14 protein-coding genes and 1 tRNA gene are annotated in these 16,900 nt (G+C 63.6%); 11 read left to right on the forward strand and 4 right to left on the reverse strand.

Annotated features, from left to right (window positions below; genetic code table 11):
• The first annotated feature begins 116 nt into the window (after positions 1-116).
• The 5 genes from pdxH to PVU19_RS09610 all read left to right on the forward strand — a co-directional run bounded on the left by pdxH (position 117) and on the right by PVU19_RS09610 (position 6,164).
• Positions 117-719 carry a pyridoxamine 5'-phosphate oxidase gene (gene pdxH / locus PVU19_RS09590; protein WP_050661557.1) on the forward strand — a complete coding sequence of 201 codons (603 nt, stop codon included), beginning with the start codon at positions 117-119 and terminating at the stop codon, positions 717-719.
• A gap of 122 nt (positions 720-841) precedes the next feature.
• Positions 842-1,378 carry a cold-shock protein gene (locus tag PVU19_RS09595; RefSeq protein ID WP_082237387.1) on the forward strand — a complete coding sequence of 179 codons (537 nt, stop codon included), beginning with the start codon at positions 842-844 and terminating at the stop codon, positions 1,376-1,378.
• On the forward strand, positions 1,375-1,839 hold the full coding sequence (locus tag PVU19_RS09600) for a DUF192 domain-containing protein (protein WP_152911583.1): 465 nt from the start codon (positions 1,375-1,377) through the stop codon (positions 1,837-1,839). The genes PVU19_RS09595 and PVU19_RS09600 overlap by 4 nt, the downstream gene beginning before the upstream one ends.
• Positions 1,840-1,906: 67 nt before the next feature.
• Positions 1,907-1,983, forward strand: a tRNA-Pro gene (locus PVU19_RS09605).
• Positions 1,984-2,498: 515 nt separating this feature from the next.
• Entirely contained in the window at positions 2,499-6,164 is a 3,666-nt protein-coding gene (locus tag PVU19_RS09610; RefSeq protein ID WP_050661555.1) for a vitamin B12-dependent ribonucleotide reductase, read from the forward strand.
• A gap of 194 nt (positions 6,165-6,358) precedes the next feature.
• Here PVU19_RS09610 and hpt read toward each other — a convergent pair whose 3' ends face one another.
• Entirely contained in the window at positions 6,359-6,904 is a 546-nt protein-coding gene (gene hpt / locus PVU19_RS09615) for a hypoxanthine phosphoribosyltransferase (RefSeq protein ID WP_050661554.1), read from the reverse strand.
• 71 nt (positions 6,905-6,975) lie between these two features.
• Between hpt and PVU19_RS09620 the strand changes: the two genes are divergently transcribed.
• Complete coding sequence (locus PVU19_RS09620) at positions 6,976-7,428, forward strand: type II toxin-antitoxin system RatA family toxin (protein ID WP_050661553.1); 453 nt, start codon at positions 6,976-6,978, stop codon at positions 7,426-7,428.
• Here the strand turns inward: PVU19_RS09620 and PVU19_RS09625 are convergent.
• The 3 genes from PVU19_RS09625 to PVU19_RS09635 are packed head-to-tail and all read right to left on the reverse strand — an operon-like array spanning position 7,411 to position 9,514.
• Positions 7,411-7,890, reverse strand: a complete 480-nt coding sequence (locus tag PVU19_RS09625) for a CinA family protein (RefSeq protein WP_050661552.1) — start codon at positions 7,888-7,890, stop codon at positions 7,411-7,413. The two genes, PVU19_RS09620 and PVU19_RS09625, sit on opposite strands and share 18 nt — an antisense overlap.
• On the reverse strand, positions 7,887-8,384 hold the full coding sequence (locus tag PVU19_RS09630; RefSeq protein ID WP_050661551.1) for a phosphatidylglycerophosphatase A family protein: 498 nt from the start codon (positions 8,382-8,384) through the stop codon (positions 7,887-7,889). Before PVU19_RS09630 ends, PVU19_RS09625 begins: the two co-directional genes overlap by 4 nt.
• Complete coding sequence (locus PVU19_RS09635; RefSeq protein WP_050661550.1) at positions 8,375-9,514, reverse strand: bifunctional 2-C-methyl-D-erythritol 4-phosphate cytidylyltransferase/2-C-methyl-D-erythritol 2,4-cyclodiphosphate synthase; 1,140 nt, start codon at positions 9,512-9,514, stop codon at positions 8,375-8,377. Before PVU19_RS09635 ends, PVU19_RS09630 begins: the two co-directional genes overlap by 10 nt.
• 162 nt (positions 9,515-9,676) lie before the next feature.
• Between PVU19_RS09635 and dusB the strand changes: the two genes are divergently transcribed.
• The 5 genes from dusB (at position 9,677) to ntrX (ending at position 16,900) form a co-directional block, all read left to right on the forward strand.
• Positions 9,677-10,672: a tRNA dihydrouridine synthase DusB gene (dusB, locus tag PVU19_RS09640; protein ID WP_050661549.1), complete on the forward strand. Its 996-nt coding sequence runs from the start codon at positions 9,677-9,679 to the stop codon at positions 10,670-10,672.
• Entirely contained in the window at positions 10,669-11,745 is a 1,077-nt protein-coding gene (locus PVU19_RS09645; RefSeq protein WP_050661548.1) for a two-component system sensor histidine kinase NtrB, read from the forward strand. The genes dusB and PVU19_RS09645 overlap by 4 nt, the downstream gene beginning before the upstream one ends.
• A gap of 3 nt (positions 11,746-11,748) precedes the next feature.
• Positions 11,749-13,110 (forward strand): sigma-54-dependent Fis family transcriptional regulator, encoded by a 1,362-nt coding sequence (locus tag PVU19_RS09650; protein WP_050661547.1) that lies wholly within the window; start codon positions 11,749-11,751, stop codon positions 13,108-13,110.
• 120 nt (positions 13,111-13,230) lie between these two features.
• A complete protein-coding gene (locus PVU19_RS09655; RefSeq protein ID WP_050661546.1) occupies positions 13,231-15,483 on the forward strand; it encodes a sensor histidine kinase NtrY-like in 2,253 nt (750 codons plus the stop codon).
• Between the two features lie 7 nt (positions 15,484-15,490).
• The gene (gene ntrX, locus PVU19_RS09660; protein WP_050661545.1) at positions 15,491-16,900 is read left to right on the forward strand and encodes a nitrogen assimilation response regulator NtrX; all 1,410 of its coding nucleotides are present in this window, start codon (positions 15,491-15,493) and stop codon (positions 16,898-16,900) included.

Genomic DNA, 16,900 nt, shown 5'->3' on the forward strand with positions numbered 1-16,900 from the left:
AGGCGATCGGGGGGATTGCATCAAGGGCTGGTCGCCATCACGTCAGACCTGTCAAAATTCGTGAAATGAGCTAAACTGCTCGGTTCATGCTATTTGACAGACAGGACGGCCCCTACATGGAACGAGACGGAATATTCGCAGGCGACGATCCGTTCGAGATCGCGCGGCAATGGCTGACCGAGGCCGAAGCCAGCGAAATCAATGATCCCAACGCGGTTGCCCTCGCCACGGCGGACGCCGACGGCCTGCCAAACGTGCGAATGGTCCTGCTCAAGGAAATCGCCGAGAATGGCTTTGTTTTCTACACAAACTATGGGTCGGCCAAGGGGCAGGAACTCGACGCGAACCCGCAGGCGGCGATGGTCCTGCACTGGAAATCGCTGCGACGACAGATCAGGCTGCGCGGGAATGTCACCCGCGAGGAAGGGCCGAAGGCGGACGCGTATTACGCATCGCGCTCGCTCAAAAGTCGTCTTGGCGCATGGGCGTCCGAGCAGTCCAGGCCGCTCGACTCGCGCGCGACGCTGATGGCCGAAGTCGCGAAAGTGACCGCGCGCAAGGGGCCCAATCCGCCGCGCCCCCCCTTTTGGGGAGGTTTCAGAATCGCCCCCGTTGAGATTGAGTTCTGGGCAGACGGGGCATTCCGTCTGCATGACCGTTTCGTCTGGCGCCGCGAAACTGACGATGAAAGCTGGAATATTCAGCGCCTGAACCCATGAATTTCACGTCACGTGAAATGCAAGCATTTGAATATAAGTGATATTTTGGACTTGCATGCGGGGGTGAATATAGCGCAAGTCTAGGCACGGTCTTGGGGATGAAGGCTGTTAGGTAGGACACTGTGACAAGAAACGATGACGATATTCGCCGAGTAAAAGGACGTGTTAAATGGTTTGATCCCGTAAAGGGATTCGGGTTTGTGGTTGCCGATGAGGGTGGTCCTGACATTCTGCTCCATGCCAACGTGCTCCGCAACTTTGGCCAAAGCTCTGTTGCTGATCGCGCAGGGGTTGAGTTGGACGTGCAACAGACGGAACGCGGCCATCAGGCCGTCGAGGTGCATGCAATCGAGGCACCGGACGATCTGGAACTGACCGGTCTGAGCGACCTGCAAGAGATCGACCTCGACGAGATACGCTCGGCCCCGCTACAGCCTGCGCGCGTCAAATGGTTCGACAAGGGCAAGGGATTCGGCTTTGCCAATACCTTCGGCTCGGAAGAGGACGTGTTCGTTCACATAGAGGTGTTGCGCCGTTCGGGTCTGGCGGATGTCCAGCCCGGAGAAGCGCTGGCTATTCGCGTGATTGATGGTAAAAGAGGGCGAATGGCAACTGAGGTGTGTGGATGGGAAGCGGCAGCCAAGTCTTCGGGCTTATGAAAATTGCCTTGCTCGCCCTGTGGGCGGGCACGGCGGTGGCGGAACCCTGTCGCGAGGACGCGGTCATCCTGCGGAGCGACGCCGGAATGGTCAGGTTTCGCGTCGAACTGGCCGATGATGAGGCCGAGCGCGGGCAGGGCCTGATGAACCGCGAAACCCTCTCTTCGAGCGCGGGCATGCTGTTCGTTTACCCGCAGCCCAAGCGCGTGGCGTTCTGGATGAAGAACACCCTCATTCCGCTCGACATGATCTTTCTCGATGCCAGCGGCACCGTGCAAAAGGTGCATCACGAGGCCACGCCGCTGGACGAGTCGCCAATCTTCGGCGGCAACAAGATTCAGAGCGTGCTGGAAATCAACGGCGGCCTGTCGCGCAAGATCGGCATCGCGGAGGGCTGGCAACTGCGCCATCCGGCGATTGATCAGGACGCGGCGGCCTGGCCCTGTGGCGAAGGTCAATAAGACGGCGCCATCCGGCGTTTTACGCTTTTCAACCGCACGCTTCGGCGCTAGACACAGCCCCGTGGTCCGGGGCGTGGCGCAGTCTGGTAGCGCACCTGTTTTGGGTACAGGGGGTCGTGAGTTCGAATCTCGCCGCCCCGACCACTTTCCTGCACAAGATGTAGACATGGCGCATCGGTCCGCTAGATGTTGCGGGTGCAGCATCGCTCTGCCCGTCGCGCTGGCATCGCGCAGCCCCCGAGTTCAACCCATTTGACAGCTTTACGCGCTAATGCCCGATGATCGCAGGGCTTCTTTGCCGCAAGCCGTTTTCGCTGCACCTGCATGACAGCCTGTGGATGAATCACTGTTCCGTGAACGGCAATGCCACACCGCCGAATAGTCAAATCCTTTTTGTCGAAAAACTGCTAAATTTTTCGTTGACCAGATAGGGCAACATACGTCAGTTTGTGTGAGCGGGCGGCAAGACCACAAGATATAGTGATCGGCCCGGGCAGGGACATACGACCCAAACTTCGACATAGCCGGATCACCACCGGGTACAGCTTGCGCCGCTGATCAGTCACGCGGCACACAGGATAGCTTTGCCTTCGGTCGGGCGACGGTCACTCACACCGGACCACAGCGGTCCACGAACCAATTTGCTATGGGGCAGCCACATGAAGATCGAACGTAAATTCACCACCGCCGGACAGGACGCATACGCCGCGCTGGAGTTCGTGACCACGAGTTCCGAGATCCGCAATCCCGATGGCACGACGGTCTTCAAACTCGATGAAATCGAGGTGCCCGCAGGCTGGAGCCAGGTCGCCAGCGACGTGATCGCCCAGAAATATTTCCGCAAGGCGGGCGTGCCCAACAAACTCGAGAAAATTGCCGAGGACGGCGTGCCGGAATTCCTGTGGCGCGGCCGCCCCGCGGCGGACAATGACGGCTTCGGCGGTGAGATCTCGGCCAAGCAGGTCTTCGACCGGCTGGCGGGTGCGTGGTGCTATTGGGGCTGGAAGGGCGGCTACTTCACCAAGGAGGCCGACGCCCTCGCCTATTTCGACGAAATGCGCTACATGCTGGCCCGCCAGATGGCCGCCCCGAACTCGCCGCAGTGGTTCAACACCGGCCTGCATTGGGCTTACGGCATCGACGGCCCCGGTCAGGGCCATTACTACGTCGATTTCGAGACTGGTGAGCTGACCAAATCCGCCTCCGCCTACGAGCATCCGCAGCCGCATGCCTGCTTCATCCAGTCGGTCAAGGACGATCTGGTTGGCGATGGCGGCATCATGGATCTCTGGGTGCGCGAGGCGCGGCTCTTCAAGTACGGCTCCGGCACCGGCACCAACTTCAGCAGCCTGCGCGCCGCCAATGAGCCGCTCTCGGGCGGTGGCAAATCCTCGGGCCTCATGGGCTTTCTCAAGATCGGTGACCGCGCGGCGGGCGCCATCAAGTCGGGCGGCACCACGCGCCGCGCCGCCAAGATGGTGATCTGCGACGCCGATCACCCCGACATCCAGGAATTCATCAACTGGAAGGTCAAGGAAGAGCAGAAGGTCGCCAGCATCGTCGCCGGCTCCAAGATGCACGAGCTGAAACTGAACGAGATCTTCGCCGCAATCCGCGCCTGGGACGGCAGCACCGAGGATGCGGTCGACCCCAAGACCAACCCGCAGTTGAAAGCCGCCATTCGCGGCGCGAAACAGGTGCAAATCCCCGAAACCTACGTCAAGCGCGTGCTCGATTATGCCAAGCAGGGCTATGACAGCATCGAATTCCCGACCTATGACACCGACTGGGATTCCGAGGCCTATGCATCCGTCTCCGGCCAGAACTCCAACAACTCGATCCGCGTCACCGATGCCTTTCTCAAGGCCGTCGAGAATGACGAGGATTGGGCGCTGATCAACCGCACCGACGGCTCGGTCTCCAAGACCATCAAGGCGCGCGATCTTTGGGAGGATGTGGGCCACGCGGCCTGGGCCTGCGCCGATCCGGGCATTCAGTATCACGACACCGTCAACGCGTGGCATACCTGCCCCGAAGATGGCGAAATCCGCGGCTCCAACCCGTGCTCGGAATACATGTTCCTCGACGACACCGCCTGCAATCTCGCCTCGATGAACCTGCTCAAGTTCTACGTCGACGGGCAGTTCGACGCCGATGCCTACATGCACGCCACCCGGCTCTGGACGGTGACGCTGGAAATCTCGGTGACCATGGCACAGTTTCCTTCCAAGGAAATCGCGCAGCGCAGCTATGATTTCCGCACGCTTGGCCTTGGCTATGCCAATATCGGCGGCCTCTTGATGAACATGGGCTACGGCTATGACAGCGACGAGGGCCGCGCGCTCTGCGGGGCGCTGACCGCGATCATGACCGGCGTCTCCTACGCGACCTCCGCCGAAATGGCGGGCGAACTGGGCGCCTTCGCAGGCTACAAATCCAACGCCAAGCACATGCTGCGCGTGATCCGCAACCACCGCAACGCCGCCTATGGCGCAACCGAGGGCTATGAGGCGCTCGCCGTCAAACCGGTGCCGCTCGACCACAAGAGCTGCCCCGATGCACGGCTGATCGACCTGGCGATGGCCAGCTGGGACGAGGCGCTCAAACTCGGCGAAAAGCACGGCTACCGCAACGCGCAGACATCGGTGATCGCGCCCACCGGCACGATCGGGCTGGTGATGGATTGCGACACCACCGGGATCGAGCCCGATTTCGCGCTGGTGAAGTTCAAGAAACTGGCCGGGGGCGGCTATTTCAAGATCATCAACCAGTCGGTGCCCGCCGCCCTTGAAAAGCTGGGCTATGGCCCCGCGCAAATCGAGGAAATCATCGGCTATGCCGTGGGCCACGGCACCATCGGCAATGCGCCCGGCATCAACCACACCTCGCTCATCGGTCACGGCTTTGGCGAGAACGAACTGGCCAAGGTCGATGCCGCACTCGGTTCGGCTTTTGATATCCGTTTCGTCTTCAACCAGTGGACACTCGGCGCGGAGTTCTGCACGCAGGTGCTGGGCATTCCCACCGAAAAGCTGAACGATCCGACCTTCGACCTGCTCGCGCATCTGGGCTATTCCAAGCGCGATATCGACGCCGCGAACGATCACGTCTGCGGGACCATGACGCTGGAAGGCGCGCCGCATCTGAAGCAAGAGCACTACCACATCTTCGATTGCGCCAATCCCTGCGGCAAGACCGGCAAGCGGTATCTCGGTGTGGAAAGCCACATCACCATGATGGCGGCGGCGCAGTCGTTCATCTCGGGGGCGATCTCCAAGACGATCAACATGCCCAACGACGCCACCATCGAGGATTGCCAGAAGGCGTATGAGCTCTCATGGTCCCTCGGCGTCAAGGCCAACGCGCTCTACCGCGACGGCTCCAAGCTCAGCCAGCCGCTGGCATCGGCGCTGGTCGAGGATGATGACGAGGCCGCCGAGATCCTCGAATCAGGCAGCGCGCAGGAAAAGGCCGCCGTTCTGGCAGAGAAGATCGTCGAGAAGGTGGTGATCAAGGAAATCGTCCGCTCCAACCGCGAAAAGATGCCCGAACGCCGCAAGGGTTACACGCAAAAGGCCATCGTCGGCGGGCACAAGGTCTATCTGCGCACCGGCGAATACGAGGACGGCCAGCTTGGCGAGATCTTCATCGACATGCACAAGGAGGGTGCCGGGTTCCGCGCGATGATGAACAATTTTGCCATCGCGGTTTCGGTGGGCCTGCAATACGGCGTGCCGCTTGAGGAATTCGTCGATGCCTTCACCTTCACCAAGTTCGAACCCTCGGGCATGGTGCAGGGCAATGACAGCATCAAGAACGCCACCTCGATCCTCGACTATATCTTCCGCGAACTAGCGGTCAGCTATCTCGACCGCACCGATCTGGCGCATGTCAAACCCTCCGGCGCATCCTTCGACGATCTGGGACGCGGTGAAGAGGAAGGCGTGAGCAATATCAAGGAGATGTCGGGCGAAGCTGCGTCACGCTCGCTGGAGGTTCTCAAGCAGATCAGCTCCACCGGCTACCTGCGCAAGCGCCTTCCGCAGGAACTGGTCGTGTTCCAGGGCGGGCAGGGCACCGGCACCACCGGCTTTCGTGGCAGCGACGCCGAGGTAGCGCTGCAAACCCTCGTCCCCGAGACGGTGCAGGCCAACGTGACATCGGTGTCGGCCACGTCGACCACGATGTCGATGGACGCCCGCACCAAGGCCCGGATGCAGGGCTACGAAGGCGAGGCCTGCGGCGAATGCGGCAACTACACGCTGGTGCGCAATGGCACCTGCATGAAGTGCAACACCTGCGGCGGGACAAGCGGGTGTAGCTGAAGAGTTCAGGGGCGGGTGCGCTCGCCCTGGACGCGGATCGGAGACAGGCAACAACCATAATCGGGCGGTAAATAAACATCCCGATCCGCGAACCTAAGGGGGCCTTGTGCCCCCTCTTTTTCTTTTGCTGCGCCGCCGCATTCAAACGGCGGAGGTCTCAGCACCCACTCCCGCTGCGTCCGCCACCGCGTCGATCACGCGGGATCAATGAACCGGACCGTGCCGATATAGGGCAGGTTGCGGTTGCGTTGCGCATAGTCGATGCCGTAGCCGACGACGAATTCATCGGGGATTTCAAAGCCGATCCAGTCGGCGCTGATATCTGTCTCGCGGCGTGACGGCTTGTCGAGCAGCGCGATGGTGCGCAGGCGCGCGGGGCGGCGGCTATTCAGTAGGTGCAGCACATGCGCGAGGGTGTGGCCAGTATCGACGATATCCTCGACCACCAGCACGTCGCGCCCTTCAATATCGCCGCGCAAGTCCTTGAGAATGCGCACTTCCCGGCTGCTCTCCATCGCGTTCCCGTAAGACGAGGTTTCGACGAAATCGACCTCGACCGGCAGGTCCAACTCACGCACCAGATCGGCGATAAAGATGAAAGAGCCGCGCAAAAGCCCCACGACAACCAGCTTGCTGGTGCCCGCAAATTCGGCCTCGATTTCATGCGAGAGGGTCTCGATACGGGCGGCGATGCTCTTGGCGGAAATCAATTTGTCGATGACATAGGCGCGTTGCGGCATGTGACCCCCTTGAACTTTCCGCCCCAGTCTATGAAAAAGCGCACCTCTGTCACGTGCAAACCGGGGCTGCCATGCCATCACATTCAGAAACGCGAACGCTGTGCTACACGGCGGATCAGATGTATGCGCTGGTCGCGGATGTGGCCCGCTACCCCGAGTTCCTGCCCTGGACGGCGGCGGCCCGGGTGCGCAAGGTCACCCCGCGCGAGGATGGTTCAGAACTGATGGAGGCGGATCTTGTGATCAGCTTCAAGGTGTTCCGCGAACGCTTCGGCAGCCGTGTGGAACTCTTCCCGCAAGAGCGGCGCATCGCGACCGAGTATCTCGACGGACCGTTCAAGCACATGCGCTCCAACTGGGCGTTTCGCGATATCGAGGGCGGCTGCGAGGTGGCGTTCGACGTCGATTTCGCCTTCAAGAACCGCTTGCTGCAATCGGCGGCGGAGTTCTTCTTTTACGAGGCGATGAAGCGGGTGGTGCGTGCCTTCGAGGAGCGCGCGGAGGCCCTATACGGGACCGCGTGACACCGCAGCTTGCAGCAGTTCGAGCGCGTGATCCCGCGAAAGACGGCGCACCGCGTCCCGGCCCTGCGCGCCAAAGTCCTGCGTTTCGCTGACAGTAGCATGGCCGGTCTGGGCGAGGCCGAAACAGACACGCCCCTCGGGCTTGTGCTCTGACCCGCCGGGACCGGCGATGCCGGTGATCGACACGGCAAGATTGGCACGGCTGTGACGCAACGCCCCGTCGGCCATCTCGCGCGCGGTCTCCTCGGACACGGCACCAAACGCGGTAAGCGTCTCGGGCGACACGCAAAGCATCTCGATTTTCGCCTGATTAGAATAGGTTACGAAGCCACGTTCAACCACCGCGCTGGAGCCCGCAACATCAGTAAGCGCAACGGCAACCATGCCCCCCGTGCAGCTTTCGGCGGTCGCGATCATCACGCCCTGCGCACGGGCGCGGTCGAGGATATCGGCGACGCTCACAGGCCCAGCACCACGTGCGAAATCGCCGCCCCCGCCATGACGCAGAGCGCGGCGGCCAGTCCCGCGAGGATGTCATCCAGCATCACACCAAGCGCATCGCCGCGCCGGTCCGCCCAGCCGATCGGGCCGGGCTTCCAGATGTCGAACAGGCGAAAGGCAAGGAATGCCGTGACCCAACCCGGCCAGAGCGCGGTCAGCGCCACCCCGGCATGCGTCGCGCCGATGGACACCGGTAAAAAGGCAAGCCACTGACCGGCGACCTCGTCGATCACGATCTCGGACGGGTCATGATCGTCTTTTCCCTTAGTTTCCAATGACGTTGCCCATGTTCCTAATGTGAATGCCGCGATCACCCCAAGACCGAGCAGGAGCGGGCCACCCGCCACATGCAGCGCCCAGCCCCAGGGCAAGGCCGCGAGCGACCCCCATGTGCCGGGGGCCGGGCGCAGGTGACCGACATGGAAAAACGTGGCTATCAAATGAGTTACGCGCATGTCTTCACCAGTGTCACGGCGGCTTGCGCTGCGATGCCTTCCTCGCGCCCGGTAAAGCCGAGCCGTTCGGACGTGGTGGCCTTGACCGAGATCCGGTCAGGGGCGAGGCCAGTGACCCTGCTCAGCACCTCCTGCATGGCCTGCGCATGCGGTCCGATCTTCGGGCGCTCGCAGACAAGAGTGACGTCCATATTATTGATCGTGAACCCTTTTTGTGATGCCAGATCCACCGCGTGGCGCAGGAAGATATGGCTTTCGGCCCCTTTCCACTGCGGATCGGAGGGCGGAAAATGCCGCCCGATATCGCCCTCGGCCATGGCCCCGTAAATGGCGTCGGTCAGCGCGTGCATGCCCACATCGGCATCGGAATGGCCCTGCAACCCGCGATCATGCGGCACCGCGACGCCGCAGAGCATGCAGTGATCGCCGGGGCCGAAACGGTGCACGTCGAACCCGGTGCCGATACGTATATCCATATTATGTTCCAATAGCTTAGAGGCGCGGGCAAAGTCGTGGGGGTGGGTGATCTTGAGGTTATCCTCATCGCCCTCGACGATGGCCACCGCGATGCCCGCTGCGCGCGCGACGGCGACATCGTCCGCCGCATCCCCCGCATGGGCCCGGTGCGCGGCGAGGATCGTGGCAAAATCAAACCCCTGCGGCGTCTGCGCACGGAAAAGGTCCGCGCGGTCGCGGGTGCCTGTGACATGGCCACCCGCGCCGGTCCAGAGCGCATCGGTGACGGGCAGGGCGGGGGCCGCGGCAACAGCCCCCGCGCGCAACATATCGAGCACGGCGGTGATCTGTTCGGGGGTAATGCAGCAGCGCGCGACATCGTGGATCAGAACATGATCAGGCGGATCAGCGGCGAGGGCTTCGAGGCCATTGCGCACCGATGCCGCGCGCGTGGTCCCGCCCGCCGTGACAGTGATTCGCGGGTGCGGCACAAGCCGGTCCATATCGTCGGGGTGCAGGACAACGGTGATCGAGGTGATCCCCGGCACCGCGAGAAACGCATCGACCGTCCAGTCGATCACGAGACGACCGGCGAGGGGCTGCCATTGTTTTGGCAAGTCCCCGCCAGCACGGGTGCCGCGACCTGCGGCGACGATGAGAGCGGCGTTCATCATGTGGTCCTGATTACGGCGCGTCCGGGGCGAGCGCAATGGCTGAGCATGTGCTTAATAAATAGGCGAGTGCTGGTGAGGGCGCTGTGAATTATACCTTGCAGCGTTGTTTCTCGCCCGCGTCAGGGCTACAAAGGCGATGTTGCACAAGGATTAGGCACACACATGCTCTCACTTGCCGATAGGTGGTTCAATCCGCCCGTGGCGCTCGCCCCGATGGCGGGAATCACCGACCTGCCGTTTCGGTCCCTGGTGACGCGTTTTGGCGCGGGGCTGGTGGTGAGCGAAATGGTCGCGAGCCAGGAAATGGTGCAAGCCAAGCCTGGCGTGCGCGAAAAGGCCGAACTTGGGCTGGGGATTGCGAACACGGTCGTGCAGCTGGCCGGCTGTGACACCCGCTGGATTGCCGAGGCCGCGCGCATGGTCGAGGATCGCGGCGCGCAAGCCATCGACATCAACATGGGTTGCCCCGCCAAGAAGGTGACGAGCGCGAGCGGGGCAGGGGCGTCTGGCTCGGCGCTGATGCGCACCCCCGATCATGCGCTGCGGCTGATCGAGGCGGTGGTCGGCGCGGTCCGTGTGCCGGTCACGCTCAAGACCCGGCTGGGTTGGGCTGACGATTGCCTCAACGCCCCCGAGATCGCGCGCCGCGCCGAGGCGGCAGGCGTGCAGATGATCACCATCCACGGGCGCACACGCTGTCAATTCTACAAGGGGCGCGCCGATTGGGCGGCCATTCGCGCGGTCAAGGACGCCGTGCGCGTGCCGGTGCTGGCCAATGGCGACATCGTGGACGGGCCGAGCGCGCGACAGGCCCTCACGCGGTCGGGCGCCGACGGCGTGATGATCGGACGCGGGGCGCAAGGTCGCCCCTGGCTGCTGGCGCAGGTGGCGGCAGAGATTTACGGCACACCCGCGCCCGAGGTGCCGCAAGGTGCGGCACTGGCCGATCTGGTGGCCGGGCATTACGAGGCGATGCTGGGCTTTTACGGGCGCGATCTCGGCGGGCGCGCCGCGCGCAAGCATCTGGGCTGGTACATGGATCACGCGGGCACCGGGGCCGATCTGCGTCGCCGGGTGCTGACGGCGGCGCCGGACACGGTGCTGCACCTCTTGCCAGATGCCATGCAGGACAGCGTCTGCCAAAGGCACGCGGCATGAGCACCGAGGAGGGGATCTGGACGTCATTGCCGGTGCCCGCGCTGGTGATCGACGCCGAGGATCGCATCACGCGGATCAACCCCGCCGCCGAGGGCTTCATGATGAGTTCCGAACGCGCGCTGACCGGTCAGCCGCTCTGGGACAAACTGGCGGTAAATGCGCCATTGGAAGAGGCGTTCGAACGAGCCCGCGAGAACGACGCGCCGCTTTTCGTCAATGACGTGGACGTCGGCACGGGAGAGCGCGCGCCGATGCAGTGCAATCTTCAGGTGGCCCCATTGGCGGGCAGCCCCGGCCACATGATCATGCTGATCAGCCCGCGAGAGCTTGCCGGCCGCATGGTGCAGAACAGCAACGTGAAATCGGCGGCGAAATCGGCGATCGGCATGGCCGAGATGCTGGCGCATGAGATCAAGAACCCGCTCGCGGGCATTACGGGCGCGGCGCAGCTTCTGTCGATGACGCTGGGGCAGGACGATCTCGAACTGACCGATCTGATCGTCAGCGAAAGCCGCCGCATCGTGGGCCTCCTGGAGCGGGTGGAGCAGTTCGGCAATATCAGTGCCCCGGATCTGAAGCCGGTGAACCTGCACGATGTGCTGGATCGCGCGCGTCGCTCGGCGATGCTGGGCTTTGCCGCGCATATGACGATGATCGAGGATTACGACCCGTCGCTGCCGCTGGCGCTTGGCGATGCGGATCAGCTGTTGCAGGTGGTGCTGAACCTGCTGAAGAACGCAGCGGAAGCAGCACAGGGACGGCCCGGCACGATCCGCCTGCACAGCTATTACGAGCAATCGCTGCGGGTGCGGCGCGGTGAGGGCAAGGGCAAGGCGCTGCCGCTTCAGATCGAGATCATCGACGACGGGCCGGGCCTGCCGCCCGAGATCGCCGAAGAGGTGTTCGATCCCTTCGTGTCGGGCCGCGAAAATGGCACCGGGCTTGGCCTCGCGCTCGCGGCCAAGATCATTTCGGATCACGACGGCTGGATCTCGGTAAGTTCGGTGCCCGGGCGCACGGTGTTCCGCATTTCATTGCAACGCGCACAGACGACGACAGGGCAGGGAGGCTAGAACATGGACGGCACGGTATTGGTCGCCGATGATGACCGCACGATCAGGACGGTTCTGACACAGGCGCTGACACGGGCGGGGTGCCGGGTGCATGCCACGTCGAGCCTGACCACGCTTATGCGGTGGGTCGGCGAAGGCAAGGGCGACGTGGTGATCTCGGACGTGATGATGCCCGATGGCAATGGGTTGGAGATGCTGCCCAAGATCGCGCAGGACCGGCCCGGCCTGCCGGTGATCGTGATCTCGGCGCAGAACACGATCATGACGGCGATCAAGGCCGCCGAGGCCGAGGCCTATGACTACCTGCCCAAGCCCTTCGATCTGCCCGATCTGATGAAACGCACCGCGCGCGCGCTCGAGGCCCGCGCCCGGCGCAGCGTGGTCGCCCCCGAAGAGGACCGACCCGAGGAATTGCCGCTGATCGGGCGCACGCCCGCGATGCAGACCCTCTACCGCGTGGTGGCGCGGGTCATGCACAGCGATCTGCCGGTGATGATCTGCGGCGAATCGGGCACCGGCAAGTCGCTCATCGCCAAGGCGCTGCACGATTTCTCGGACCGGCGCACGCTGCCCTTCGTGACGGTGACGGCAAGCGATCTGAGCGAACTTGACGGCCCGTCGCGGGTGATGGCGCGGGTCAAGGGCGGCACGCTGGTGCTGGACGAGGCGAGCGATCTGCCGCTCGAGGCGCAGGGCCGCGTGGTGCGGATGATGGATGCGCCGGGCGATCACGTGCCGCGCTTCATGGCGACAAGCCGGGTGCCGCCGGCACAGGCGCTGGAGGACGGCACACTGCGCGAGGATCTCTATTACCGGCTGAGCGGGGCCGTGATCGACGTGCCGTCCCTGCGCGAACGGATCGAGGATATCCCGCTGCTTGCCGCGCATTTCCTCACCCGGGACGAACGCGAGGGACAGCCCGCGCGTCACCTGTCGGACGGCGCGGTGGAGCTGATGCGCGCCTATAGCTGGCCCGGCAACGTGCGGCAACTGGAGAACGCGGTGCGCCGGATCGGCCTCACTGCGCTGGCGCAGGAAATCACCCGCTCCGAGGTCGAGGCGGTGCTGGGCAATCAGCCGCGCGCCGAGCCGGTAATGGGGCAGGTGCGCGGCGAGAGCCTGTCGGCCTCGGTGGCGGGGCATCTGCAACGCTATTTCGATCTGCACGGTGCGGACCTGCCGCCTGCGGGGCTCTATGGGCGCATTCTGCGCGAGGTCGAAACACCGCTGATCGAGATCGCGCTCGATGCCACCGGCGGCAACCAGATGAAATGCGCCGATCTGCTTGGCATCAACCGCAATACGCTGCGCAAGAAAATCACCGATCTTGATATTCACGTGACACGCCGCCGCAAGTTGATGTAAAACTGCAACAGGACTGTGACCTGACCGGCGTTTCGCGCGCCGCAGGGCCAGATGTTGCGGGGCAGGCGCGGCCGCCCCACTAACCGATGGGGGGCATGCGTGGCAACGCGGACACGCAAAATGCGCGGCAGGCGCCTGTCATGGGAGGGGATCACCCGCCTGAGGCGGCTGCGTCAGTTGCGGAGCTACGCCACACTGGGCCTTGTTATCCTTGGCCCTGTTCTGGCCTTCGCCACCTACCTGCTGCTCGGCCCCCTCGATCAGGGCACCTCCTCCAACGGTCTTCGGCTCGTGCTTTTGGCGGACATGATCTATGTGCTCATGGTCGCGGGGCTGGTGCTGCAACGCGTGGCCCGGATGATCGCGGCGCGGCGGTCGCGCTCGGCGGGCTCGCGGCTGCACTTGCGGCTGACCGGCGTATTCGCGCTGATGGCGCTCTTGCCGACAATCACGGTGGCGGTCTTTGCCACTTTATCGGTCAACATGGGGCTGGAGGCGTGGTTTTCCGACCGGGTCGGGCGCGTGGTCGACAGTTCCGTGGCCGCCGCGCAAGCCTATGAAGACGAGCACCGCCGCGATCTGGTGACCGATGCACGGGTGCTGGCGCAGGTGATCAATACCACCAAGCGCGCGACGGTCTTCATGAGCGATGGCGACATCCGGCAGGTCCTCTCATCTGGGCAGCGCGAGATTCAGCGCGGGCTGCGCGAGGCCTTCGTGATCGACGGCACCGGCGAGTTGCGCGCGCGCGGCGAGCGCTCCTATCTCTTCGACTACGAAGAGCCGACGCCCGAGCATATCGCCGAAGCCCGAGAGCAGGGCGTCACGGTGATCCGCGATTGGGACAATAACGAGTTTCGCGCACTGATGCCGCTCGATGCCTTTTCCGACCGGCTGCTCTACATCAGCCGCAATGTCGATGGCGCGATCCTCAACCTGCTCGACGACACGCAGGAGACCGCACGGTTCTACAAGCAACGCGAGAGCGAGCGCGGGCGGCTTCTATTCGAGTTCGGGCTGCTCTATCTCGGCTTCGCGGTCATTCTGATCCTCGCCGCGATCTGGCTTGGCATGTGGTTCGCCGAGCGTCTGTCGCGGCCCGTCGGACGGCTCACCTCTGCCGCGCAGCGGGTCGGCGAGGGCGATCTCGATACGCAGGTGCGCGAGGAAGAGGGCGACGACGAGATCGCGCAGCTCAGCACCTATTTCAACCAGATGACCCGGCAGCTGAAGGGCCAGCGCGAGCGCCTGCTGGCCAATACCCAACAGATCGAGCGCCGCCGCCGCCTCTTTGATTCGGTGCTGGGGTCGGTCTCGTCGGGGGTGGTGGGGCTCGACGCCAAGGGGCGTGTGACCTTCGTCAACCGCGCCGCCGAACGCCTGCTCGACTGGCAGGAGGATCAACAATCCATGGCGCTGTCGGTGGCGGTGCCCGAATTCGGCCCGCTCTTTGACCGGCTGCGCGTGGTTCCGAGCGGCTTTGTGCAGGAAGAAATCAAGGTCAGCCGCGGCACGCGGCAGGAAAATCTGCTGGTGCGCATGTCCACCCGGATGGGCGAGGGCGGACGGCGCGAGGGCTATGTGGTGGCGTTCGACGATGTGACCGATCTTGTGACGGCGCAACGCATGGCCGCCTGGGGCGACGTCGCGCGGCGCATCGCGCATGAGATCAAGAACCCGTTGACGCCGATCCAGCTGAGCGCTGAGCGCATCAAGCGCAAGTTCGCCCGCCAGCTGGAGCCGGATCAGGCCGAGAGCCTGGAGCAGTTGACCGACGTGGTGGTGCGCCAGACCAATGACCTGCGCCGGATCGTCGATGAATTTTCGAAATTCGCCCGCATGCCCGAGCCGCAGACCGAGCCGCTGAGCCTGAGCCAGGTCCTGCGCGAGGCCGCACTCCTGCAAGAGAGCGGCCAGCCGGACGTGCGGTTCGATCTCGATATGACGGACGCGCCCCTGCGCGCCGAAATCGACCCGTCGATGATCGGGCAGGCGCTGACCAACCTGATCAAGAACGCGGGCGAGGCCATCGAGAGCCTGACCGAAAAAGGCGCGCCCGAGGGGCATCAGCCGATGATACGCATCGAAAGCGCCGAAGACGGCGACAGCGCGGTGATCCGCATTTCCGACAACGGCATCGGCCTGCCCGAGGATCGCGCGCGCCTCTTCGAGCCTTACGTGACGACGCGCGACAAGGGCACCGGCCTCGGCCTGCCCATCGTCAAGAAGATCATCGAAGAGCATGGCGGCACGCTCACGCTGGAGGACGCTGTGCCGTTTGCGCCGGGCGCGCATGCTGGTGCCTGTGCGGTGGTGCGCCTGCCGCTTTTGACGGCACAAAACGAGATTGTAGAGGCCATGGCGGCCATGTGAGGGACCAATGAGTGACATTCTGATTGTCGATGACGAACGCGATATCCGCGAACTGATCTCGGATATTCTCGAGGATGAGGGCTATACCACCCGGCGGGCGGGCAATTCCGACGAGGCGATGACAGCAATCGCCGCCGAACAGCCGGGCCTTCTGATCCTCGATATCTGGCTCAAGGACAGCCAGATGGACGGCATCGACATCCTCAAGACCGTGAAACGCGACTACCCAGATGTGCCGGTGGTGATCATCTCGGGACATGGCAATATCGAAATCGCGGTCGCGGCGATCAAGCAAGGCGCCTATGACTTCATCGAGAAACCATTCAACATCGACCAGTTGATGGTGGTGATCCGGCGCGGCATGGAAACCAGCCGCTTGCGGCGCGAGAACCAGGCTCTGAAACGGCGCGAGACGGCCCCGTCGGAAATGCTCGGCGATGCGCCCGCGTTTCGTGCGCTGACCGGGCAGTTGGACAAGGTCACAAAATCGAACGGGCGGGTGATGCTCAGCGGGCCGGCCGGTTCGGGCAAGGAACTCGCCGCGCGCTATATCCATGCAAATTCGCACCGGGCCACCGGCCCGTTCGTGACCGTGGGCTGCGCCTCGATCGCGGCCGACCGGATGGAAGAGGTGCTCTTTGGCCGTGAAAACACCGAGACCGGCGTGACACCGGGCCTGCTCGAAGAGGCCAATGGCGGGGTGATCTATTTCGACGAGGTGGCCGACATGCCGCCCGGCACGCAGTCCAAGATCCTGCGGGTTCTGGTGGATCAGACCTTTCTGCGCGTCGGTGGCAGCGACAAGATCAAGGTCGATCTGCGGGTGATTTCCTCGACCAGCCGCGATCTGGAGGCCGAAATTGCCGCCGACCGGTTTCGTCGTGAACTCTTTCACCGGCTCAACGTGGTGCCGATCAGCGTCCCAAGTCTGGAAGAGCGGCGCGAGGATATCCCGGCGCTGGCCGCGCATTTCATCGACATGCTGCACAAGACCCAAGGGCTGCCGCTGCGCGAGATGTCCGAGGAGGCCGCGGCCCTCTTGCAGACCATGCACTGGCCGGGCAACGTGCGCCAGCTGCGCAACGTGATCGAGCGGGTGCTGATCCTTGGCGAAGGGGGCGGGCCGATCGGCGTCGCCGAACTGCCGGGCGAGAGCAGCGGCCCGGTGGAAGAGGGGCGCGTCGTGCTGTCGGGGGCCGTCGCGACCATGCCCCTGCGCGACGCCCGCGAGGCGTTTGAGCGCGAATACCTGATGACGCAAATCAACCGGTTCGGCGGCAACATAAGCCGCACGGCGGAATTCGTCGGGATGGAGCGCAGCGCCTTGCACCGCAAGCTGAAATCGCTCGGCGTGGTGACCAGTGCCAAGGGCGGGCGCGACGATGAAGATGACGAGGCAACGCGCGCGGCAGGATAA

It is taken from the genome of Roseovarius tolerans, assembly GCF_028885395.1.
In the GTDB taxonomy this organism is placed as follows: domain Bacteria; phylum Pseudomonadota; class Alphaproteobacteria; order Rhodobacterales; family Rhodobacteraceae; genus Roseovarius; species Roseovarius tolerans.